General features: G+C 70.8%; 21 protein-coding genes and 1 pseudogene. 12 read left to right on the forward strand and 10 right to left on the reverse strand.

Translation table 11 applies throughout. The features are described 5' to 3' along the window. Positions 1 to 903, forward strand: coding sequence for a DUF4328 domain-containing protein (locus ACQPZF_RS00455; RefSeq protein ID WP_433267058.1), 903 nt, complete (start codon positions 1 to 3; stop codon positions 901 to 903). Positions 904 to 927: 24 nt separating this feature from the next. Next, positions 928 to 1,461: a hypothetical protein gene (locus ACQPZF_RS00460; protein WP_433267060.1), complete on the forward strand. Its 534-nt coding sequence runs from the start codon at positions 928 to 930 to the stop codon at positions 1,459 to 1,461. On the opposite strand, the gene ACQPZF_RS00465 is transcribed toward ACQPZF_RS00460, so the two are convergent. The 3 genes from ACQPZF_RS00465 to ACQPZF_RS00475 are packed head-to-tail and all read right to left on the reverse strand — an operon-like array spanning position 1,439 to position 2,676. Further along, positions 1,439 to 1,864: a hypothetical protein gene (locus tag ACQPZF_RS00465; RefSeq protein WP_433267062.1), complete on the reverse strand. Its 426-nt coding sequence runs from the start codon at positions 1,862 to 1,864 to the stop codon at positions 1,439 to 1,441. The two genes, ACQPZF_RS00460 and ACQPZF_RS00465, sit on opposite strands and share 23 nt — an antisense overlap. Further along, a complete protein-coding gene (locus ACQPZF_RS00470) occupies positions 1,857 to 2,405 on the reverse strand; it encodes an RNA polymerase sigma factor (protein WP_433267064.1) in 549 nt (182 codons plus the stop codon). The genes ACQPZF_RS00465 and ACQPZF_RS00470 overlap by 8 nt, the downstream gene beginning before the upstream one ends. 28 nt (positions 2,406 to 2,433) lie before the next feature. Further along, the gene (locus tag ACQPZF_RS00475) at positions 2,434 to 2,676 is read right to left on the reverse strand and encodes a hypothetical protein (RefSeq protein WP_433267066.1); all 243 of its coding nucleotides are present in this window, start codon (positions 2,674 to 2,676) and stop codon (positions 2,434 to 2,436) included. A 90-nt stretch (positions 2,677 to 2,766) separates the two neighbouring features. Between ACQPZF_RS00475 and ACQPZF_RS00480 the strand changes: the two genes are divergently transcribed. The 4 genes from ACQPZF_RS00480 (at position 2,767) to ACQPZF_RS00495 (ending at position 7,752) form a co-directional block, all read left to right on the forward strand. After that, positions 2,767 to 3,594 carry a helix-turn-helix domain-containing protein gene (locus ACQPZF_RS00480; RefSeq protein ID WP_433267068.1) on the forward strand — a complete coding sequence of 276 codons (828 nt, stop codon included), beginning with the start codon at positions 2,767 to 2,769 and terminating at the stop codon, positions 3,592 to 3,594. 8 nt (positions 3,595 to 3,602) lie between these two features. Further along, a complete protein-coding gene (locus ACQPZF_RS00485) occupies positions 3,603 to 3,803 on the forward strand; it encodes a DUF397 domain-containing protein (protein WP_433267070.1) in 201 nt (66 codons plus the stop codon). Positions 3,804 to 3,882: 79 nt separating this feature from the next. Then, positions 3,883 to 4,896 (forward strand): glycerophosphodiester phosphodiesterase, encoded by a 1,014-nt coding sequence (locus tag ACQPZF_RS00490; RefSeq protein WP_433267072.1) that lies wholly within the window; start codon positions 3,883 to 3,885, stop codon positions 4,894 to 4,896. A gap of 63 nt (positions 4,897 to 4,959) precedes the next feature. Then, a complete protein-coding gene (locus tag ACQPZF_RS00495; protein WP_433267073.1) occupies positions 4,960 to 7,752 on the forward strand; it encodes an NACHT domain-containing protein in 2,793 nt (930 codons plus the stop codon). Here the strand turns inward: ACQPZF_RS00495 and ACQPZF_RS00500 are convergent. After that, on the reverse strand, positions 7,739 to 8,971 hold the full coding sequence (locus ACQPZF_RS00500; RefSeq protein ID WP_433267075.1) for a cytochrome P450: 1,233 nt from the start codon (positions 8,969 to 8,971) through the stop codon (positions 7,739 to 7,741). The genes ACQPZF_RS00495 and ACQPZF_RS00500 overlap by 14 nt on opposite strands. A 93-nt stretch (positions 8,972 to 9,064) precedes the next feature. Here ACQPZF_RS00500 and ACQPZF_RS00505 point away from each other — a divergent pair, with 93 nt between their 5' ends. The 4 genes and pseudogenes from ACQPZF_RS00505 to ACQPZF_RS00520 all read left to right on the forward strand — a co-directional run. Continuing rightward, positions 9,065 to 9,772: a glycerophosphodiester phosphodiesterase gene (locus ACQPZF_RS00505; RefSeq protein WP_433267077.1), complete on the forward strand. Its 708-nt coding sequence runs from the start codon at positions 9,065 to 9,067 to the stop codon at positions 9,770 to 9,772. 75 nt (positions 9,773 to 9,847) lie between these two features. Beyond that, positions 9,848 to 10,795: a DUF5926 family protein gene (locus ACQPZF_RS00510; RefSeq protein WP_433267079.1), complete on the forward strand. Its 948-nt coding sequence runs from the start codon at positions 9,848 to 9,850 to the stop codon at positions 10,793 to 10,795. A 61-nt stretch (positions 10,796 to 10,856) separates the two neighbouring features. After that, positions 10,857 to 11,183, forward strand: coding sequence for a DUF952 domain-containing protein (locus ACQPZF_RS00515; protein WP_433267081.1), 327 nt, complete (start codon positions 10,857 to 10,859; stop codon positions 11,181 to 11,183). Positions 11,184 to 11,332: 149 nt separating this feature from the next. Then, positions 11,333 to 11,833: pseudogene (locus ACQPZF_RS00520) on the forward strand (SigE family RNA polymerase sigma factor); the annotation flags it as partial. A gap of 1,306 nt (positions 11,834 to 13,139) precedes the next feature. Here ACQPZF_RS00520 and ACQPZF_RS00525 read toward each other — a convergent pair. Both ACQPZF_RS00525 and ACQPZF_RS00530 read right to left on the reverse strand, forming a co-directional pair. Further along, on the reverse strand, positions 13,140 to 13,697 hold the full coding sequence (locus ACQPZF_RS00525) for a ferritin (RefSeq protein ID WP_433267083.1): 558 nt from the start codon (positions 13,695 to 13,697) through the stop codon (positions 13,140 to 13,142). Between the two features lie 96 nt (positions 13,698 to 13,793). Further along, entirely contained in the window at positions 13,794 to 15,041 is a 1,248-nt protein-coding gene (locus tag ACQPZF_RS00530; RefSeq protein ID WP_433267085.1) for an arginine deiminase, read from the reverse strand. 184 nt (positions 15,042 to 15,225) lie between these two features. Here ACQPZF_RS00530 and ACQPZF_RS00535 point away from each other — a divergent pair, with 184 nt between their 5' ends. Then, positions 15,226 to 15,588 (forward strand): hypothetical protein, encoded by a 363-nt coding sequence (locus ACQPZF_RS00535; protein WP_433267087.1) that lies wholly within the window; start codon positions 15,226 to 15,228, stop codon positions 15,586 to 15,588. A 1-nt stretch (position 15,589) separates the two neighbouring features. Next, positions 15,590 to 17,635 carry a caspase, EACC1-associated type gene (locus tag ACQPZF_RS00540; protein WP_433267089.1) on the forward strand — a complete coding sequence of 682 codons (2,046 nt, stop codon included), beginning with the start codon at positions 15,590 to 15,592 and terminating at the stop codon, positions 17,633 to 17,635. Positions 17,636 to 17,647: 12 nt separating this feature from the next. Here the strand turns inward: ACQPZF_RS00540 and ACQPZF_RS00545 are convergent, their stop codons facing one another. The 4 genes from ACQPZF_RS00545 to ACQPZF_RS00560 form a co-directional block, all read right to left on the reverse strand. After that, positions 17,648 to 18,307: a GOLPH3/VPS74 family protein gene (locus ACQPZF_RS00545; RefSeq protein WP_433267091.1), complete on the reverse strand. Its 660-nt coding sequence runs from the start codon at positions 18,305 to 18,307 to the stop codon at positions 17,648 to 17,650. 25 nt (positions 18,308 to 18,332) lie between these two features. Beyond that, on the reverse strand, positions 18,333 to 19,586 hold the full coding sequence (locus ACQPZF_RS00550) for an alpha/beta hydrolase family protein (protein WP_433267093.1): 1,254 nt from the start codon (positions 19,584 to 19,586) through the stop codon (positions 18,333 to 18,335). A gap of 146 nt (positions 19,587 to 19,732) precedes the next feature. After that, positions 19,733 to 20,491: a CPBP family intramembrane glutamic endopeptidase gene (locus ACQPZF_RS00555; protein WP_433267095.1), complete on the reverse strand. Its 759-nt coding sequence runs from the start codon at positions 20,489 to 20,491 to the stop codon at positions 19,733 to 19,735. A gap of 9 nt (positions 20,492 to 20,500) precedes the next feature. Further along, on the reverse strand, positions 20,501 to 21,259 hold the full coding sequence (locus tag ACQPZF_RS00560) for a DUF2470 domain-containing protein (RefSeq protein ID WP_433267097.1): 759 nt from the start codon (positions 21,257 to 21,259) through the stop codon (positions 20,501 to 20,503). Between the last annotated feature and the right edge of the window lie 65 nt (positions 21,260 to 21,324).

Consider the following 21,324-nt stretch of genomic DNA (forward strand, 5'->3'; position numbering starts at 1 on the left):
ATGGCGCTCCAGCCGATGCGCGTGGACTGGGTGGCGACCCCGCCACCCGGCGCGTACCCGCGCCGTCAGCTCGGAGCACCGGCCCGCCCGTACGCGGGTCCGCCGTCCTACCCCGTGCCGCCGAGGTGGGGTTTCCCGCTGCTGGCGTGGCGCTGGCCGACGTCCGTGGCGACGGACGGCCCGCCGGTCGACTCGGTGGACCAGGTCCAGCGCCTGGCCCGCACCGCGTCGCACGCCCTCGGGCTGGCCGGGCTGACGGCGCTGTGGGCGGCGGGCAGCGAGGTCTGGCGGTACGTCCTGCTGCTGCTCAGCCGGTACGGGGCGCTGTCGGCGACCACCGTGGACGTCTCGGACGCCATGGTCCGGTCCTCGTCGCTGGTCGCGGTCGTGGCCGGGGTCGCGGGGCTGCTGTTCACCCTGCTCTGGCTGCGCCGGGCGCGGAACGCGGCGGCGTCCGCCGCGGGCTACGGGCCGTCCCGCTCGGACACCGAGGTCCTGGTGGGCGTGCTGGTGCCGGGGCTGAACCTGGTGGTGCCCGGGTCGGTGGCGGCCGAGTTGGAGCACGCCGCACTGCGGCTGCCCGCGACCGCCCGGCCCAACCCGTCGCGCCTGGTGCGGTGGTGGTGGGGTTTGTGGGCGTTCACCGGGCTGTTCGTGGTTTTCACCGTCGTGTGGTCGTTCCGATCCAGTGTGCAGGCATTGGCCGACGGGGTTTTGTTCCACGCCATTTCGGATTTGCTGGCGGCGGCTGTGGCTATCCTGACGGCGGTGCTGGTCCGGCGGATCACGTCATTGCTGCTGCCGGTGTCCACGGCGGCATTGCGGCGGATGCGGGTGGTGGACGTGAAAGACGCCCCCGAGCCCGTTCTCCGCGCGGTGCGGGCCGGCGGTTCCCGGCGTTGATTCTTCTGAGGTGATCGTTCCGCTGTGACGGGAACCCCCGGCGGTGGCCGCCGGGGGTTCCGGTGTCGTTACGGCTTCGTCGTGGTCTGGCCGACGGTCGGGCTGGTGGTGACGCTGGTGCTGCTCTCGGGCTTCGTCGTGGTGCTCCACGTGGCGGGCGGTTCGGTCGCGCTGCTGCTCGGCTCGCGGTCCGGGCTGGTGGTGGTGCTGACCGGGCTGGTCGTGGTGGTGCTGACCGGGCTGGTCGTGGTGGAGCTGACCGGGCTGGTGGTGGTCGAACTGACCGGTGACTGCGTGGACGTGCTGGTGGGCGGCGGCGCGGTGGGGGACGGGTCGGCGATCGCCGTCATCGTGATGCCGCCGGTGGTCAGGACGCCGATGGCGGCGGCGGCAGCGACGATCGCGCGGCGGGACCGCAGCGCGGTGGGGAAACGCATGGGAAGTCCTCCTCGTTGGCGCACACCGGATCGGCCGGTGTTTCTCACGCTCTTCCCATGCGGCTCGACGTCGATTTGTTGCATTGGCGCTCGGGAATTCAGTTTCCCGCCCCGGAGGTGACGGTCCGCGTGCTGCTGACCGAGGACGACGGGGAGGTGGTGGTCGTCGTGGTAGTCGTGGATTCCGGTTTGGTGGTGCTCGACCGCACCGGCGGCGTGGTCGTCGTCACCGTGGACGTCGGGGTGACCGGGACGAGGGACGGGGCGCGGCCGGGATCGGACGTGGTCGGGCCGTGCGGGATCAGGAACAGGCTCACCGTGACCACCGCCAGCACCGCGGCGGCCGAGATCAGGGGCGCGAACCGGCGCAGCGTGCCGCGGCGCGGGCCGGCGGAGAGCAGCGCCGCGAACCGGCGCGGACGGGTGGCGGCGCGGGCCCGGATCGCCGGGCCGGACAGGTGCGAGTGGACCTGGTCGGCGCGTCTCGTGAGCATGCGCCGCAGCTCTTCCTCGGTGTCAGTCATGGCTCCTCCACGCGCGTTCCGGCATACCGATCGCCGACCTCAGGGCGGCCAGCCCGCGACTGACGTGGGACCGCACGGTCGGCAGCCGGCAGTTCAGGATTTCGGCGATCTCGGCGTCGGTGAGGTCCTCGTAGTAGCGCAGCACCACCGCCGCCCGCTGCTGCCGCGGCAGTTCCCGCAGCAGCCGCCACAGCCGCTCGTCGTGCTCGTCCCGAGGCCGGTCGAGGTGCTCGCCCTCGGGCAGTTCCGCGACCGTCCGGATGTGCCGGGTGCTCCACCGCCGCCGCCACGACAGGTACTCGTTGGTGACGGCCCGCCGGACGTAGGCGTACGGCGACCCGGTGGACCCGTCCAACTCGGCCCACCGCTGGTAGATCCGCACCAGCACCTCCTGGACCAGGTCCTCCGCGTCGGCCCTGCTGCCGGACAGCAGCACCGCGTACCGGACCAGGGCCAACTGGTGCTCGTGGACGAACTGGTCGAACGACGCCGTGTCGCCCAATACCGCTCTCCGCTCGTTGTCGTGCGTGCGCGCACTCACTAGACGCGGCCGACCGGCGTCCTGTTGCTCATGTGAGCGCCGCCACGTCGTCGCCTTCGAACTCCCAGACCAGCAGCAGCGGCACCCGCCGACCCCACCGCCGCAGGGCGGCCTCGGCCGAGTCGTGCTGCCCGACGAAGCCGCGACCGGTGGCGGGGTCGCGCCGGTAGATGACGGCGGCGCTGCGCTCGTCGTCCACGATTTCCATGCCCCAGGCGAAGACGAGCGTCGGGTCGGCCTCGGACACCAGGGAGAAGAGATTCGCTTCCATGCCGCCCACTGTGCGGGCGGGACATACACACTTTGAGGTGATCAACCCCGGAAATTCCACATCCGGGTTTTTCGCCGGCATACTGATGTTGTGACCTCGCAACCACCGTTCCGTCGACGCCGCCTGGGGCGGAAGCTGGCGCGGATGCGCGCCGATGCGGGCTTCACCCTGGACTCCGCGGCCCAGGCGTTGTTCAAGACCAGGTCCGCCCTCCACCGGATGGAGAAGGGCGAGACCCTGGTCGACGTGCACCTGGTCAAGTCGATGATGGATCTTTATGACCGCTTCGACCCCGACCTGATCGAGCAGACCATCAGAGCAAGGGAGAAGGGTTGGTGGACGACTTTCGGGATAGAGAATCAGGGTTACATCGACGTGGAGACCGAAGCGACCGATGTCCACGACCTGTCGCCGCTGCTCATTCCCGGCCTGCTCCAGACGGCCGGGTACATGCGCGCGATGTTCGAGGCACACCGGCTCAAGCGGACGACGCGCTGGCTGGAGAACGACATCGAGGTGAGGCGGATACGGCAACTGCGGCTCGTCGAACCGGACAATCCCTTGCGACTGCACGGGATTATCCATGAGGCCGCACTGCGGACGGTCGTGGGCAATGCGGACGTGGCGCGAGAGCAACTGCGACATCTCCGCCAGATGGTCGAGCTGCCCAATGTGACCTTGCAGGTGGTGCCCGCCGGGGCGGGAGTCCCGGATGGCATGGCCTCCGGCTTCACGCTGCTGAGCTTCTCCCAGGTGCGCGAGCCCGACGTGCTCTACATCGAGTACGCGACCGGGGCGCTGCACATCGAGGACGAGCCGGAGGCCCGAGAGGCTAGACTGATGTTCGAACACGTGGCCTCGCAGGCGCTGCACAGCGCCGAGTCGGTGGCCTTGATCGAACGGGTTCTGGCCGAGTGAAAGAGGCGATGGCTGTGTCCATTGTGGACGTTTCCGGCGCGGTGTGGCGCAAGAGCAGCCGTAGCAACGGGGCGAGCAACGCCAATTGCGTCGAGGTGGCGGTTGCCGGGCCTGCGGTGGCGGTGCGGGACTCGAAGAACCCTGCCGCCGGCATCCTGGCGTTCCCGGCGGACCGGTGGGCGTTCTTCCTGCGCGGCTTGGGTTCCTGACCTCGGGCTGCCGGCTGTTCAACTCGCGTACGCCTGATGGGTCTTGGGACCGAAGACCACGTCTGACACGTTGGACGCCATGCGGGCACTCGTCGTGGCAGTCGTGCTGTCGTTGCTGGTACCGGGGGTAGCGGACGCGCATCCGAAGCGGAAGTTCGACCTCCAGGCCCATCGGGGCGGGATCGGGCTGACGGTGGAGAGCACGTTGGCCGCGTTCGCCAAGGCGCTCGAAGTGGGCGTGACCACGCTCGAACTGGACGTCCAGATCACCAAGGACGGCCGCGAGGTCGTCACCCACGACCGCAGGACCAACCCGGCGAAGTGCGTCGACACGGCACCGGCCACCCCCGGCGACCCGGCCTTCCCGTACGCGGGCAAGTACGTGAAGGACCTGACGTTCGCGCAGGTCCGGACGTTGGACTGCGGGTCGCGCCGGTGGGCGCAGTACCCGGACCAGGAGCTGTCCCCCGGCGCGCGGATGCCGACGCTCGCCGAGGTCTTCGCGCTGGTCCGGAAGTACCGCGCGCACCACGTGAAGTTCAACATCGAGACCAAGGTCGAGGCCGCCGCCCCGCACGAGACCGCGCCCCGCGAGCAGTTCGTGGAGATCACCGCCCGGGAGATCCGCAGGTCCGGGTTCCAGCGCAACGTCACCATCCAGTCGTTCGACTGGGGCACGCTCATGCTGTGGCGCAAGGAGGAGCCGCGCCTGCCGCTGGTCGCGCTCACCCAGCCCGAGTTCCTGCGCCCCGGCTCGCCGTGGACGGGCGGGCTGGAGCTGGCGGACTTCGGCGGCAGCCTCGTGAAGGCGGTCAAGAGCTTCGGCGCGTCGGCCCTGTCCCCGGTGCACGGCAACCCGCAGAACGGCAAGGTCGGCGACCCGGACTACATCCCGTTCACCACCAAGGCCCTGGTGGACGAGGCGCACGCGCACGGCCTGAAGGTCGTGCCGTGGACGATCAACGACCCGGCGACCATGCACAAGCTCATCGACGACGGCGTGGACGGGATCATCACCGACTACCCGGACCGGCTGCGGACCGTGCTGGCCGAGCGCGGCTTCAAGCTGCCCAAGCAGTACAAGCGCCGGTAACGAGGGCCGCCGCGCAGTCCGAGCGCCGGTAACGGGGTCCGCCGCGCGGCGGATACCCGAGGCGTGGCACAGGAGACTCCCGCCGACGTCATCGAGCAGCTTCGGCAGGCGCTGCCGTTCTCCGTGCCGTCGTGGGCGGTCACCACCCTGCTCCTGTTGGCGCTGCTCGGCGCGCTCGGTTCGCTGGCGAGTAGCTGGCTGCCACTGGTTCGGCTCGGTGCAAGGCTGTTCTTCCGGCTCATCGATCGCGGTGACCGGCGGCGGGCCCGTCGCCGCGCCTTGTTCGCCGACCACGTCGAGAGCGGGCTCCGGCGGCTGGCCGAGCGGGAGGAGTGGCGGGACAGCCGCTACGCCGAGCTGGAAGCCGAGCTGGAGGTGTTCACCCCGGCGCGGTTCCTGCCGTTCCGCCGGGTCGCGCGCGGACTGCGCCGGGTGCCGTCGCTGTCCGAAGCCCTGCGGCGCAGTGACGAACGCGTCCTGCTGCTGGAAGGCGACCCCGGCGCGGGCAAGAGCGTCGCGCTGCGGCACCTCGCCCAGCGGATGGCCGCCGAGGCCATGCGCGGCCCCACCGAGCGCGGCACGATCCCGGTCTACGTCGACCTGAAGACCTTCGCGCCGACACACCCGCCGACCTCGGAGGACGTCCGCGAGTTCGTGTTCGCCTCCCTCAACCGGGCGCGGGACCGGGACGTCGAGCAGTTCCTCTCGGAGGAGTTCCCGCGCGGCTTGGAGCAGGGCACGTGGCTGTTCCTGTTCGACTCGTTCGACGAGATCCCGGCGGTGCTGGGCGCGGCCGACGCGGACGAGGCCATCGTCGCGTACGCGGACGCGATCCACGCGTTCCTGCACGCCTCCACCCGGTGCCGGGGCGTGGTGGCGAGCCGCGAGTTCCGGGGTCCGGGGCGGGCGGCGTGGCCGATGCTGCGGATCGTGCCGCTGACGGAACGGCGCAAGCACGACCTCATCCAACGGGTCGACCTGCCGCTGTCCGTGGAGCGGATGCTGGTGTACGGCCTGGCCGACGCCGACGAGGCCGTGCGGCAGTTGTCGGACAGCCCGCTGTTCCTGAGCCTGCTGTGCGAGTACGCGCGGGAAACCGGGGCGCTGCCGCCCAACGCGCACGTCGTGCTGGAGAGCTACGTCGACCACCGTCTGCGCCGGGACGTCCGACCGGACGGCGACGTCGGCCCGTCGGTGGTGCGGGAGGTCGCCGAGGAGTTGGCGTTCACCATGGCCGTGAGCGGGCTGTCGGTCGTCCGGAGCGAGGCGGTGGACGTGATCGCGGCCCGCCTCGGCCGGCCCGCCGCCGACGTGCGCCGGGCGGTGGACGCGCTGGTGTACACGAAACTCGCCCGCGCCGAGGACGGCCGGCTGACGTTCGCGCACCGCCGGATGCAGGAGTACTTCGCCACCTGCGCGGTGTTGCGGCGTCCCGACCGGGTCGACAGCCGCACCCTGCTCACCGACGGCCGGTGGCGCGAGGTGGCCGTCACCCTCTTCCAGACGCAGGAGCCGACCCGGCACGCCGGCCTGCTCGCGGAAGCGGCGGCGCTGCTGCCCGAGCGGTCGCGGCAGCGGTGGCCGCCCGGCGTGCTCTACCTGCTGAGGCTGCTCGCCGACGGCCTGGGCCGGCCGGGGCACGGGATCGCCGAGCGCGTCGGCGACCTGCTGCGCGTGGCATGGCTGGACGGGGTGCGCTACGACCGGAAGTGGGCGCTGGAGGTGGTCGCCGCGGCCGACCGGGACACCGCCGCGTGGCTGCTGAAGTTCGGGTTCGCGAGCGAGAGCGAGTGGCTGCGGCAGGAGGCGTACCGGCAGGTGCGGCGGGTGCCGGACGTGGCGGGCGAGCTGGCCGGGCAGGTGCGGCAGACGCTGCTGGACCTGAGCGTGGGCGGGCGGCTGCGCCGGGACTTCCGGTCGACGCTGAGCCGGCTGGGGCGGCTGCCGAACGCGGGTGACTTCGTGCCGCACCTGTGGCGGCTGCGGCTCGCGCCGTACGTCCACCTGCTCGGGGTCGGCGGTGTCGGCATGGTGTACCGGGGCGGTGACGGCGGGTGGGTGCTGTTCGCCGGGACGGCGGGGTTCTTCTGCTTCCGGGCCGCGTGCGCTTCGTCGTCGGTGCGGCGGACGCGGCCGGCGGTGGTGCGGTGGATGTCGCGGGTCGTCGGGGACGAGGTGGCGGCCGTCGTGCTCGGTGCGGCGGCAGGGGTCGGCTATCTGGCGCTCGCGGTGGCCTTGGTGGGCTCGCTGTGGGTGGCGCCGAGTGTGGCGGGTCTGGTGGTGGGTGCGGTCGCGGTGGGGTGCCTGGCGTTCGCGAGCTGGTCGGTGCGGGGATCGGTGACGCCGCGACCGGGTCGGAAGCTGCTGCGTGGCGCATCAGTGATGCCGGGACCGGGTCGGAAGCTGCTGCTTGAAGTGGTGCCGAGACCCGGCTGGAAGCTGCTGCTCGTGGCGGCCGTGGTCGGCGGTGCGGTGGCGGTGGACCGGTTCGTGCCGTGGAGCGGCGCGGTGGTGGGCGGGCTGCTGCTCGTGGTGCCCCTGGTGCTGTCCGCCGCCGGGTTCGCGCGCGGGTTCCGGGAAGGTGTCCGGGTGCGGCGGTTCCTGCGCGACCGGGACGTCGAAGCGGTCACGTCGAGCGAGATCGGCGGCCTGCTGCTGGGCCTGGACACCGAGGGCGCGGTGCTGCGCCTGCTGGCGGTGGTGAGCAGGCGGGACGCCCCGCTGGACGCCGGCTGGGAGGAGCTGCTCAGCCGGGTGGCCGCGTCCTGGACGTGGAGTTCGGCGGTGCTGGACGAGGTCCACGTCCTGCTGGACCGGGCCCTGCGCCGGGCCGCGCTGGAGTTCAGCCTGCCGTGAGCGGCAGTTCGCGCAGGCCCCGGATGACGAACTCGGCCCGGCGGCGCGGTTCGGCGGCGAGGCGGGCGGTGGGGAGCTTGCGGGTCAGCGCGGACAGCGCGGCCTGCACCTCGATGCGGGCCAGCGGCGCGCCCAGGCAGTAGTGGATGCCCGCGCCGAAGCCCAGGTGGGCGTTCGGGGTCCGGCTCACGTCCAGGGTGTCCGGGTCGGCGAACACCTCCGGGTCGCGGGCCGCCGCGCCCAGCAGGGCGGCGATCTTCTGCCCTGGTTCCACGTGGAACCCCGCGATCTCCACCGGGGCGGTCGCGGTGCGCTCGAAGAGCTGCAAGGGGGAGTCGTAGCGGATCAGTTCCTCGACCGCCGTGGAGAGGAGGGACTGATCCGCTACGAGGCGTTGCCACTGCTCCCGGTGGGTCATGAGGGCGTTCACGCCGTTGCCGATGACGTTCACCGTCGCCTCGTGACCGGCCATGAGCAGGAGGACCGCGGTGGCGACCAGCTCGTCCTCGGTGAGCTTCGCGCCGTCCGTGTCGGTGACGGCGACCAGGTCCGACACCAGGTCGTCGCCGGGGTTCTTGCGCCGCAGCGCCGCCAGGTCGCGCAGGTAGGCGACGAACTCGCCGGCCGCCCGCTCGGCCGCCGCCCGCAGGTCCGGCGGGAGGCCGTACTCGTACATCTTCACGATCGCGTTGGACCACGGCTGGAGCAGCGGGCGGTCCGCGGCGGGCACGCCGAGCAGTTCGGCGATGACCTCCACCGGCAGCGGCGCGGCCACGTGGGACAGCAGGTCGGCCCGCCCGTCCGCGGCGATCTCCGCGACCAGGCCGTCCACCAGCCGGTCGGCCAGGTCCGCGATCCACGGGCGCAGGCGTTCCACGTGCCCGCGGCCGAACGCCGCCGCGACCAGGCGGCGCAGCCGGGTGTGGGTGGGCGGCTCGTTCTCCAGCAGGGAGTTGCGGTGCAGGAGGTTGAAGCCGGTGAACTGCTCGACGGGTTTCGCGTCGGTCCAGAGGCGGCCCAGCGACCGGTGCCTGAGCACGGCGGAGGCCGCCGCGTGCGAGACCGCCAGGGCGATGCCCATCTCCTCGTGCCAGTGCACCTCGGCCCGCGCCCGGATCGCCGCGAAGGTCGGGTACGGATCCGCGATGAAGGCCGGATCACGCTGGTCGAAGGGGGTCACGGTGACGGACGGTAGGTCTTGAGTCCCGTTCACGTCCATTGGAGTGTGGTTGTTCTTTCAAATATTCAGGGATCTGTGACCAGAAGTAGCCGAGTTGACCCATTCGGTACTCCACCAGGAGCATTCCTCTTCGTGCCGCTTGAACTCGTCGCTCACCGTGGGGCTTCCCGCGCCCGTCCCGAACACACCTCCGCCGCGTACGAACTGGCGATCGCGGAAGGCGCGGACGGGGTGGAGTGCGACGTCCGGCTGACCAAGGACGGCGAGCTGGTGTGCGTCCACGACCGGACCATCGACCGCACCAGCGACGGGACCGGGGTGGTCAGCGAGCTGACGCTGGAGGAGTTGCGGCGGCACGACTTCGGGAGCTGGCACGGCGGGGAGCCGGCCCCGGTGCTGACGTTCGAGGAGCTGCTCGGGCTGGTGGCCGACAGCGGGGTGCGGCTGTTCGTGGAGACCAAGCACCCCGTGCGGTACCGCGGCGAGGTGGAGCGGCGGCTGGCCTCGGTGCTCGACGGGCACCGGGTGGACGCCGTGATGATGTCGTTCTCGGTGACGGCGGTCCGGCGGTTCAAGGCGTTGTCGCCCGCGACGCCCACGGTGTTGTTGTTCGGGCGCGCGTGGCCCGAGAAGCTGCCTTCGTTCGCGGACATCGCCGGGCCGGGGCTGCGGCTGCTGAAGCGGCACCAGGAACGCGGGGCCGGCAGCTACTGCTGGACGGTGGACGAGGCGGACGACATCGCGCTGTGCGTCGAGCGCGGTGTGCGGTACCTGGCGACGAACAACCCGGCGCAGACCCGCGGGGTGCTGGGGGCTAACTTGACGCCCGACCAGCCCTGAACCGGACCAGCCCGGAACCAGCCTCGACCCGGGCTGGTCCTGAACCGGGCCGGCCCTGACCCGAAGGAGGCGGCGGTGGCGAAGCGGACGGCCGTGAAGAGCAAGCCCGCCGACGGCATCAACCCGCGCCAGCCGTGCCCGTGTGGCTCCGGCAAGCGCTACAAGGCCTGCCACGGCGCCGCCGGCGGTGCGGCGGACGTCATCGTCGCCCGGCCGTTCCAGGGACTCGCGGCGGAGACGGAGCTGATCGCGCTGCGCGAGTTCGTGCCCTCCGCGACGGTCCGGCTGCCGTTGAAGGATGCCGACGCCCGCGAGGTGATCCTCGCTTCGGTGCTGCCGATGGCCGCCGCGGCGCTGGTCCGGGCCGACGGCACGGCGTTCGTCGGGCTCCAGGTGCAGACCCGGTCGGGTGACCTGAGCCGCGACCTGGCTCGGGCGGTGCAGTGGGTGCTGACCGCGGAGACCGGCGACGCGCTGCCCGTGGTGGGGCCGGACGACAACACCAACCCGGGTCGGTTGCAGGACCTGCTGGACGTCGAGGCGTCGGTGAAGCCCGAGCTGCACGCCGACTTCTCGTGGTGGATGCCGCCGGACAACGAGCCGACCGGGGACGTGGCGCTGTCGCTGGAGCGCGCCAACGCCGCGATCCTGCCCACCGAGCGGGTGGACGCGCCGGGTGTGCACGCCGCGTACTGGGTGGACGCCGGGGACAAGGCCCACCTGCGGTGGGTGCGGCCCGAGGCGGAGGAGACGCTGCTGGCCGCGTTGGCCCGGCTGTCCGTGCGCGGTGAGCTGGACCTGGGTTCGGGTTCCCGGTACGCGGGGTCCTTCCGGGCCCATGGGCTGCTGGTGCCGGTCTGGGACCTCGACCGGGAGATGCACTCCAGTGAGTGGGCCTCGCCGGCGGAGGCGTTGGGCGCGCGGCTGCTCACCGCGCTGGAGAGCCTGGACGCCGAGCCGTTGACCGAGGCCGAGCGGCGTGCCCGGGACGGGCTGCGGGGGCGGCAGATCACGCTCCGCTGAGTTGTCCACAGGCAGTTGTCCACAGGGGTTCCAGGGGTTGTCCACAGGAGGTTGTGGATAGATGTTGCTGCGGATCGCGTCCAGGGAAGAGTGGGCGCGGGCCCGGGACTCGGGCGCCATCCCGCTCGATCCGGACGGGTTCGTGCACTGCTCGGACCCAGGGACCGTGCACCTGCCGGCCAACCGGCTGTATCGCGGGCGGCACGACCTGGTGGTGCTGATGATCGACCCTGTGGGGTTGCCGGTGCTGTGGGAACCGGGGGATGGCGATGAGGCCGGGCCCTGGTTCCCGCACGTCTACGGGGCGGTGCCGGCGGATGCCGTGGTCGGGGTGCAGGAGTTCACCCCCGACGGCGATGGGGCGTTCCGGCCGTTGCCCGTGCTGTGATCCGGGTTCGTGACCCCGGTTCGTGACCTGGATTTGTGACCCCGCGATTTTGTGACCTGGATTCGTGACCCGGAGCGGGCAACCTCCGGGCCGCTTCGAGCGTGCTCCCACCGACGGCGTCCGGGGAGGTCGTCGGAAAGGGGAGCGAGGTGACCGCGGTCTTGCCGGCTGACCGGGCGCGGGTGGGGGCCGACTTCGGGGAGTTCGTCCGGATGTCGCTGCCCGGTCTGCTGCGGTACGGCCACGCGCTGACCGGCAACCCGCATGACGCGGCCGATCTCGTCCAGTCCGTCCTGGAGAAGGTCGGCGCCCGGTGGGGGTCGTTGACGCGCAGGGACGTCGAGCCGATCGCGTATGCGCGGCGGGCGATGGCCAATGCGCACATCAGCCGGTGGCGGCGGTATCGCCGGGAACACCTCGTCGCCGATCTGCCGGACGTCGTCGCCGCTTCCGGCGTGGATCGGTGGGAGCACGAGCCGTTGTGGCAGGCGTTGCGGGAGTTGCCGCCTCGGCAGCGGGCCGTGGTGGTGCTGCGGTTCTACGACGGGTTGTCGGAAGCGGAGATCGCTGCGGCGTTGGGGGTTTCCGCTGGGACGGTGAAGAGCCAGAACAGCAAGGCGATGGCTTCGTTGCGGCGGCGGTTGGGTGTTGCGGGGGCTGGGGTTCCGGAATCGACCGTGGCCGGGGCTCGGCGGCGGGTTCGGGTCGGGGTGACCGGGGTGGTTGCCGCTGTGGTGGTGGGCGGGGGTGCGTTCGGGGTTGCCGGGATGCGCGATCTCGGGTCTTCGGTGGGGGCTTTGCCCGTTCAGACGGTGACGGTGTTGCCCCAGGCGTTGGAGCCGCCTGCTTATGGCAAGTTCCGGTTGGGGATGACCGATGCCGAGGCTCGGGCTACTTCGGCGTTGGTTCTGCCTGGGCGTGAAGGTGTGTGTGTCTCGTACTCGACCTCGTCGGTCGGTGGGGATGCCGTGGTCGTTTCGCGGCGGGAGGGGGTTGTGCGGATCACCTTGCCGCCGTTGGGGTTCACGCCTGCCGGGGTGGGGGTTGGGGATTCCTTGGAGCGGGTTCGGGCGGCTTATTCGGGTGTTGTGGTGGAGGGGGGGCGTGCTGTGGTTTCCCAGGGGGAATGGCGGTATGTGTTCTTGTTGTCCGAGGGGGTTGTTTCGGTGGTTCGGATTGAGCGGGTGGTGAGTGAGTGCGAGCTTGGGTAGTGGTTCTTCTGCTGTTGGCTGGGTGTGGGGTGGGGGAGGTCGAGGGCCGGCCGCGTGGGTCGGCGGTGGTTTCGACGGTGGTGGACGATGTTCCGGTGTTGCGGCCTGCCGGGTTCGGGCGGGTGTTGTTGGGGATGACGTTGGAGCAGCTTCAGGCTTCTGGGGAGGTCGGGGCTGTGGTCGATGAGCCGGTGGCTTCTTGTCCGGTTTATTCGTTGTTGCGGGCTCGGGGGTGGGTCGGGGTGGACGGGGTGGCTGTCGAGATTCGGATCGAGGGTGGGGCCCGTACTGTGGACGGGTTGCGGTTGGGGGATTCCCGGGATCGGCTGCGGGCGGTTTATCCTGGGGTGGAGGTTAATCCTCACGGGTTTGTGGTGGGGATGGGGGATTCGCAGTACAACTTTCATTTTATGGATGCTGGGGATACGTTGACCAGTATGGGGGTTAGTCGGCCTGATCGTGGGTGCCTGGTGTGAATGGGATCGCCGGGGAGGGTCGAAGTGCTTTCAAGCGTCGCTCGCCGCTGGGCAGGCCGCCAAGGATGATCACAAAAGCAGGACTTGGGCGTCGTGCCATCCCCGTATGGCCTGGTCAAAGACCACCACACTTGTCAAGGAGGTGCAAGCGAAGAGCGTGCTTGCACCTCCTTGACAAGCGCGGTTCCCTGCGGGCAGGCCATACGGGGATGACACGCAGCCCGGCTCGGGGTGTGCGCTGACGCGCAGTTGTGCGCGTGGTGTTGCGTTTAGAGTGCGCCGCCTGCGGTGCGCGGGGCGGTTGGGTCCGTGTGTTCTTCCGTGTGCTCTCGGGTCAGGAAGGTTTCCACGTGGAAGAGGTTGCCGTCTGCTCGGTCGATTACCGCCAGCAGGGTGTTCATCTTGGCTACTTCTTCCACCTGTTCCTTGAGGAACCACTGGAGGAATTGTTCGCCCGGGTAGTCGTCCTCTTCCCTGGCCGTCTTCGCCAGGGTGACGATCTGTTCGGTGACCGTCTTCTCCTGGGCCAGTGCCAGTTCTACCGGCTCGCGGGCCGTGGTGAAGTCGTTTTTGACCTCGGCTACCCCTGGGATGGTGACCTTCAGGTCGCTGTCCATGAGGTACTGGACGATCATCATGGCGTGGTTTCGTTCTTCCAGGGCCTGCTGGTAGAAGTACGACGCCAGGCGGGGGAGGTCGTGGTGGTCGAACCACACCGCGATGGCCACGTACTGCTGGGACGCGGTGAACTCGTTGCCGACCTGGGCCTGGAGCAGGTCGTGCAGCTTCGTGGTGCGGGTGGGGAGCTTCTTGAGGTTGAGGGCCATGAGGTGACGATAACCGAGTGTTCTGTTTTGTGCATTGCAGGTAAGGCTAATGTTGGTTTGGGTTGGCTAAGCTTTGTTCGGCCGACCTCTCCTCTTTTATGCCAACGCAGCGCGATCGATCGGGCACGACATGCAGCGGGGGCCGCCTCGGCCTGAGCCCAGTTCCGAGCCGCTGATGCGCAGCACCTCTACGCCGGCGTCTTCCAGGCGGGCGTTGGTTTCCACGTTCCGTTCGTACGCGACCACCAGGCCTGGGCCTACCGCGAGGGTGTTGTTGCCGTCGTCCCACTGTTCGCGTTCCGCTGTCACGGGGTCGAGGCCGGTGTCGATCACTCGTAGCTTGGTGATGCCCATGGCGTCCGCGGCGGCGTCCAGGAACGGGGTGCGGTCCTCCACCGCCACGCCGCCGTTGCCGTCGGAGCGGACCGGGTAGGCGAAGAGGTTGTCGCGTACTGCCGGGTACATGACCACTGCGTCCTGGTCGACCATCGTGCACACCGTGTCCAGGTGCATCGTGGCGCGTTCCTGGGTGATCGGCACCGCCAGCACGGTGTGGGCCAGGCCGTCGGTGAGGGCCGAGCGCGCGAACGACTCCGCGCCGGCCGGTGTCGTGCGTTCGCCCACGCCGATCGCCAGCACGCCGGGGGCCAGCAGGAGGACGTCGCCGCCTTCCACCGGGGCCGAGTGGGCTCCGTAGGCCCTCCCGGTCTTCCGGAACCTCGGGTGGTACGCGTAGATGAGGTCCGTCAGGGCCGTCTCGCGGTCCCTTGCCGGCAGGGCGAGGGACGTGATGGCCACCCGGTCGCCCACCCAGACCGACGAGTCCCGGGTGAACAGCAGGTTGGGGAGCGGGTCCACCGCGAAGTCGATCGGGTGGTGCATCTTGCGCACCAGGGACGCTCCCTCGGCGGCCGGCAGTTCCTCGAACGTCATGCCGGTCATCAGCGCCGTCGCCAGGTGGTCCGGGCCGATCGACGACAGGTGCGACCGCAGCGCGTCCGCCAGGTCGATGCCCAGGCGTCGCTCGTTGACCGCGCTGTGGATGCCCGCGATCCGCGCCCGGTCGTCGTGCAGGGCCGCCACCAGCAGGTCCGACAGGAGCAGGACCTCCACGCCTCGGCCGCGCAGCACTTCGGCGAACGCGTCGTGCTCCTCCTGCGCCCGGTCCACCCACGGCACGCCGTCGAACAGCAACTGGTCGTTGTTGCGCGGCGTCAGGCGCTTCAGTTCGGCTCCCGGACGGTGCAGGAGCACCGTGCGCAAGGGTCCTACCTCGCTGTCCACGCGGGGGGCCGGGTTCGGTGTGCCGTCGACGGACTCCGTCTGGGTGATGTGCGCAGTCACGTAGCGAGGGTAACCCGATGGTGGCGAAACATGCAGCTCTGAGTGGCCTAGATCAGCCGAACTCGATCGTATGAACGGCTGAACGCAGTGATTTGTTAAGCACAAGATGGGTGTAAGTGGGTGAACGTTGCGTGGTCGGGTGTACTGGACCCTGGCATGATCGTGTCCTACCGGGGAGGGTTCCTTGTTGCACTTGACGGTCGACGCGCCGGGCACTGCCGCGTCCGCGACGAACATGCTGCTGGAGGAGTTGCTGCGGGCTGCGCGGGTGGATATCCGGCACGCGCCCGCGACGCTGCCGGACGGCGCCAAGAGCGGTGCCGGCATGGCGATGTCCGAGTTGCTGCTGAACGGGGCGGTGCCGGCCGCCGTGGCCGCCGCGGTCGCGTCCGTGGTCACCGCGTTCGTGCAGCGGGGCAGCGCGCGGAAGGTGGTGATCAAGTCCGGTGACGACTCGATCACCGTGCAGGGCGGGGACGCCCGGACCCAGCGGACGCTGGTGGAGGACTGGCTGAGGAAGCACGGCTCGCCGGAGGTCGAGGGCTGAGGTGGGCCGGTACGCGTTGCTGGTCGCGACCGGGGAGTACGCCGACGTCCGGCTGAGCCGGCTGCGCGCGCCGTCGCAGGACGTGGAGCGGCTCGCCGCGCTGCTGGAGGACCCGGAGGTCGGCGGGTTCGCCGGGGTTCGGGTGCTGCGGGACGCGGCCGACCACGAGATCCGCCGTGCGGTGGAGGACGTGCTCGCCTCGCGGACGCCGGACGACCTGGTGCTGCTCTACTTCTCGTGCCACGGCTTGACCACGGCCGCGCGGCGGCTGTACTTCGCGGCGGCCAACACCGTGCAGGACCGGCCCGCCGGGACCGCGATACCCCGCTCGTTCCTCAACGAGCAGTTGGAGGACTGCCGGGCCGCCGGGCGGATACTGATGCTGGACTGCTGTTTCAGCGGGGCCTACGTGGAGGGGTTCAAGGACGCGTCCTCGACGGTGCTGGAGGACGGCGGCGAGGGGTACGTGGTGCTGACCGCGTCCAACGCCTACGAGTACGCGTTCGAAGAGGACACGCTGTCGTTGGAGGCGCCTCGGGCCTCCCTGTTCACCGACGTGGTGATCGAGGGGTTGTCCAGCGGGGCAGCCGATCTCGACGGCGACGGGTGGATCGACGTCAACGAGCTGTTCTCGTACGCGTTCCGGGAGGTGCGCGGGCGGCGTCCGGACCAGACGCCGCAGTTCTTCGCGCAGTCAGCCGGGCCTCCTCTCCGGGTCGCGCGGGCCGGCGGGGTGCCGGTGGCGGTGCGGCGGTCGGCGTCCTACACGTCCGGGCAGTTGTTGGTGGCCCGCGGTTTCCGGGCGGCGGCCGAGCCGGTGTGCCGGACGTTGGGGCCGTTGGGGCGGCGGTCGGTGGTGTTCGTGGACGGGCGGCCGGTGGAACTGGCGGACGCGGCTGCGATCGCCGCCGCGTTCCAGCCCGACGATCCCCGGGACTCGTTGGGCGCTTCGTACGTGCGTGAGCTGATCTCCGAGGTGCACCTGGCCTGCGGGGATGGCGGGGCTTCGGCGGTGGCGGTGGCGTCCGGGGCCCTGTCGCGGCTCATCGAGGCCATGCGGGACGGGCACAACCCGGTCCGGCTGATGCGCGGGGTGGAGGCGGCGGCTGCTCTGGCGGACCGGCTGATCGACTCGGTGGCGGTTCCGCTGGCTCTCGGCGATGTGGAGCGGTTGGCTTGGGCTGCTTCGGGGAGCCGGTATATCGGGGGGATCGTCGACCATGTGGTCGGGATGACCGGGCCTGGTGGGGCGGTGGTGGTCGATGAGGGTATTCGGCCCGCTATCGACTACGAGATCACTTCTGGACTGCGGTTCGACCGGGGATATGTATCCGCGTTGTTCGTGACGGATGTCGGTCGGCGGGAGGCGGTGCTGGAGCACGCCCGGGTGCTGCTGTTCGCCGGGGAGTTCACGCAGCGGGCGGAGCACCTGCCGTCCCTGGCGCAGGATTCGCCCCTGTTGCTGGTGTGCGAGCGGTTGTCGGATCTCGTGCTGTCCCGTTTGTTGCGGCTTGACGGGCAGGTGGTCGTGGTGACGGCGGACAGCGGCTTGTTGTCCCGGTTGCAGGCCGTGGTGGGTGGTTCGGTGCTGGATCCGGATCTGATGATCACGGCGACGGAGCATTCGCTCGGGCGTGCGGCCAAGGTGGTGGTGTCGGAGCGGGACACCGTGGTGGCGGGAGGTTCGATGCCCGCCGGCTCCGACGTGGCGGCGTGGATCCGGGCTGGTGCGGAGGATGTCCGGCGGATCTCGCGGGCCGTGCGGGCGGTGCGCAGTGCCGCGTTCGACGGTGTGTTGCGTGGTGGCGGTGTCGGGTTGCGGGAGATCGGGTCGCGGCTCGCGGATCAGGCGGCCGGGGCTCCTGCCGAGGCGGCCGGGTGGCGGGCGCTGGCCGGTGCGCTGGCGGAGCCTTCGCGGCGGATCGCGGAGAACTCCGCCGTGGAGGTGGACGAGCTGGACCCGACGTTGATCGATTCCGCCGGCACGGCGCATGCCGTGGTGGCCGCCGCGGCGCGCACCGCCGCCCGGTTCCTGCTGGTGGCGTGATCTGCCGGCGTGCTAGCTCGTCGCGGCCGGGACGATCACGGCCACCATCACGGCGGACAGGGCGGCTTGGACCTGTTCGATGGCCTTCCTCGTCGCGTCGGCCGCCCACTCGCCTTCGGAGATGGCCTTGAGCCTGGCCTTCACCCGGTCGCGGGGCTGGTCCGCGAAGACTTTCCGGTCGAACTGCACGGCCTTGATCAACGCGCACAGGGCCGCCGTGCGGGGGTCGACCGGCTGGTCGGTCGCGATGGCGGCGGTGAGGCGTCGGCGCACCTCGGTCTCCAGGGGTGGTTCCACGCCGTCCGGGGACGGGAAGCGGGTCCTCGGGAAGACCCAGAGGATCCTGTCCTGTTCCCGGCGCAGGACGCCGGCGTCGGCCAGGCCGTCCAGGACCTGGTCGGTCAGGCCCTTGGCCAGCTTCTCCACCCAGTCCTTGGGTTTGCGCAGCCTGTCGTCGGCGATCGTGGTCAGCGCCCCGTCCAGGACCTCGTGGCCGATGGGCGCGGTGCTCAGGGCCGCCACTCGTTTGTCGACCACGTCGATCCGGCCCGCGATGGCGAGTTCCACCAGCACCGCGCCGGCCAGGCCGTAGCCCAGGGAGGGCTGGCTCAGCCGGCGCGTGCCGTCGTCGTCGTAGGCCAGCAGGGCCAGTTCGTCGGCGAGGGTCAACATGCTTCCACCATAGGCGGATCGCAGGTCAGGCGATGAACCTCGTGTCCGGGTGGCGCTTCGGGCCGTGGTCGAACGGGTGGCCGTGGCGGCGCTTCAGGTGCAGGTCGAAGAAACCCGCGAAGTAGTCGTGCTGGGCGGCCAGCGAGCGGTTCGCGTCGACCTCGCCGACCAGTTCCTCCTTCTTCCCCGGCTTGAGCAGGTTCTCCAGTTGCGGCGCGATGAACTGGAGGTCGGTGAAGCTGTAGTGCGTGGCGCGGTCGAAGTGGAGGTCGCGCTTCCAGGCCCGCTGGTTCGCCCAGAACTGCCCCCACGACGGGTCGATCCTCGGGTCGACGTGGGAGTGCTCCAGCCGCTCACCCGTCGCCGGGTCCACGAAGTCGGCGCCCACCAGCAGGAACGGGCGGTCCAGGCCGTGCTTCACGACCTCGCCCACGCCGTCGCCCTCGCCCCAGGCCATCGAGCCGTCGACGTTGACGCCCGCGTCGATCCGGCGGTCGTGGTGCATCGTCTCGCCCGCCGTGTAGCCGCCGTAGGAGTGGCCGAACATGCCGACCTTCGACAGGTCGAGCGAGCCCGCCAGGCCGCGTGGCAGCGGATCGCGCTCGGCGTCCGGATTGTCGCCCCGGTCCAGCCTGGTGAGCTGGTCCAGCACGAACCGCGAGTCGGCCACCCGGGTGTCGATCGCGGTCTTGCGGGCGGCCGGGTCGACCTGGTCGACGGTGCCCGTGACGAGGCGTCCGTCGGGGAACTCGACGGCGGCGGCCTCGTGGGTGTGCGAGATGGACGCCACCACGTAGCCCCGGCTGGCGAGGTCGTCGGTCAGACCCGCGTTGAGTTCCTTGGCCGAGCCGAAGCCGTGCGAGAACAACACCACCGGCCAGTCGCCGTGCGAGCGCTCGGCGGTGGCGTTGTCGCGGGCCTGGCGCTTGGCCGAACCCCAGTCGACCGAGCCGGGCGGCAGGTCGAGCAGGTACGGGCCGGCCGCGACCTCGTCCACCACCTTGGCGACGCCCGGCGTCATCCAGGTGGCGCGGTCGCCGTTGCGGTGCGCGGGATAGGTGACGGTGACCATCAGCTCGCGCCGGTCGGCCGGCCGCCACGGGTCCGGACGGGTGTCCACCAGGTGCAGGTCGGTGGTGCCGACCGGGTAGCGACCGCTCAGCGGCGGGGTGGTGAGCTTCGCCCCGGCGGTCTCGGCGGAGGCCGGTGGCGCGAGCAGGGTCGCGGCGACCGCGATGCCGGCGGCCAGCGCTAGCGCGCGTTTGTGCGTTGTGGACACTGGATGACGTCCCCTCGTTGGCGGATGTGCCGGGCTTATGCTGGCAAGGGTCGGTTTCCGCGCGCGTCAGCCTGCCGGCTGAGCCGGTCTACTCCGCTGGAGTGATCTCGGCGTCGTCTCGGCGTCGTCTCAGGGGCGGCGTGGTCTCAGGGCAGCCAGGAGACGTTCCCGCGCAACAACGTGTAGCCGACGAACGCCACCACGTCGAGCAGGGTGTGCGCGGCGATCAGCACCCACAGCCGGTTGGTGCGCTGCCACACCTTGCCGAACACCAGGCCCATCACGACGTTGCCGATGAACCCGCCGAAGCCCTGGTACAGGTGGTAGGAACCGCGCAGGATCGAGCTGGCCAGCAATGCCGTGTTGTCGCGCCAGCCGAGCTGCTTGAGGCGCGTGATGAGGTAGCCGACAACCAGCACTTCCTCGGCCCACGCGTTGCCTGCCGCCGCGAGGAGCAGCACGACGCCGCGCCACCACGATTCGTCCAAAGTGGACGGTTGCACGGCGAGGTTGAGGCCGAGCTGCCACGCGACCAGGTAGAACACCAGGCCGGGGATGCCGATGAGGGCCGCCAGGCCGAGGCTGCCCAGCGCGTCCGGGCCGATCCGCGTGCGGTCCAGGCCGAGTGCCTTGAGCCGGGTGCCGCCGCGCCACAGCAGGTACAGGCCGAGCCCGCCCCACGCCGCGAGCTGGACCACGCCGAGTAGCTGCGCGAGCAGGTCCAGCAGGTCGAACCTGGCCTGCGGCACGTTGATCGCGACCGACTGCTGGTTCAGCGGCTGCGGCTTGAGCAGGCTGTCCAGCAGCCGCACCAGGCTGCGCAGCCCGGACAGGCCGAGCGTGACGGCGAAGACCAGCGCGATCTCGACCTGGTAGGCGCGCCGTTCGACGTGTTCCTCGATCACCCGCGCAGGTTAGCCGCGCTGCGCGAGGAAGGGGCAGCCCATCAGCCTGCGCAGCTCGACGGCCAGCTCGTTCGGCGTCGCCACCGGCTGGGAGAACGCGATCCGCACGTCGTGGTCCTCGGCCTCGGTCTCGACCCGCAGCCGCAGACCGAGCCGGTCCACGCCGAGCGGGCGGATGTGGCCGCCGCGCAGCTCGTCCGGCAGGTGCCTGCCGAGCAGGCCGACGACGTCCCGGTGGGACAGCTCCAGGTGCCGCAGCCAGTGGTCCTCGTGCTGGTGGAACGGGTCGGGGTCGGCCTGCGCGAACAGCTCGGGGCGCAGCGACGTGGTGCCCTCGGCGTCGGCCACCACCAGTGAGGCCGGCGACAGCCGCAGCACGGACGCGCCGTGGCCCACGTCCAGCAGGCGCGGGTCGGGCCGGTGGTCGGCGACCTCCAGGCTGGCGGCGCGGGCCTGCCGCGCGTCCAGCGTGCGCAGCCAGCCGGTGATCCAGAGCAGGCCGCGCACCGGCTCCCGCAACTGCACGGCCGCGTGGTCGGCGATCTCCAGCATGGCGGTGACCTCGGCGCCGCTCGCCGCCCTGGTCAGCGGGTGCTCGTCGGGCAGCACGAGGGTGGCCTCGCCGGACGCGTGCACGTGGTGCAGCACCGGGACCACCCGGTGCTCCGTGCCGTCCGACGGCAACAGGGCCGCACGCCCGCCCCTGGCGGCGATGGTGCGCGCCCGCTCCGCCGGGTGCGGGGCAGGCGGTCGACGGTTCTGGGTCACCGCTCACCTCCAACTTAGGCGAGCCTAACTTGTAGGGGGTGTGGGGGGAAGTCCCCGATCGGTTG

This window comes from Actinosynnema sp. CS-041913, assembly GCF_050942485.1.
Classification (GTDB): Bacteria; Actinomycetota; Actinomycetes; order Mycobacteriales; family Pseudonocardiaceae; genus Actinosynnema.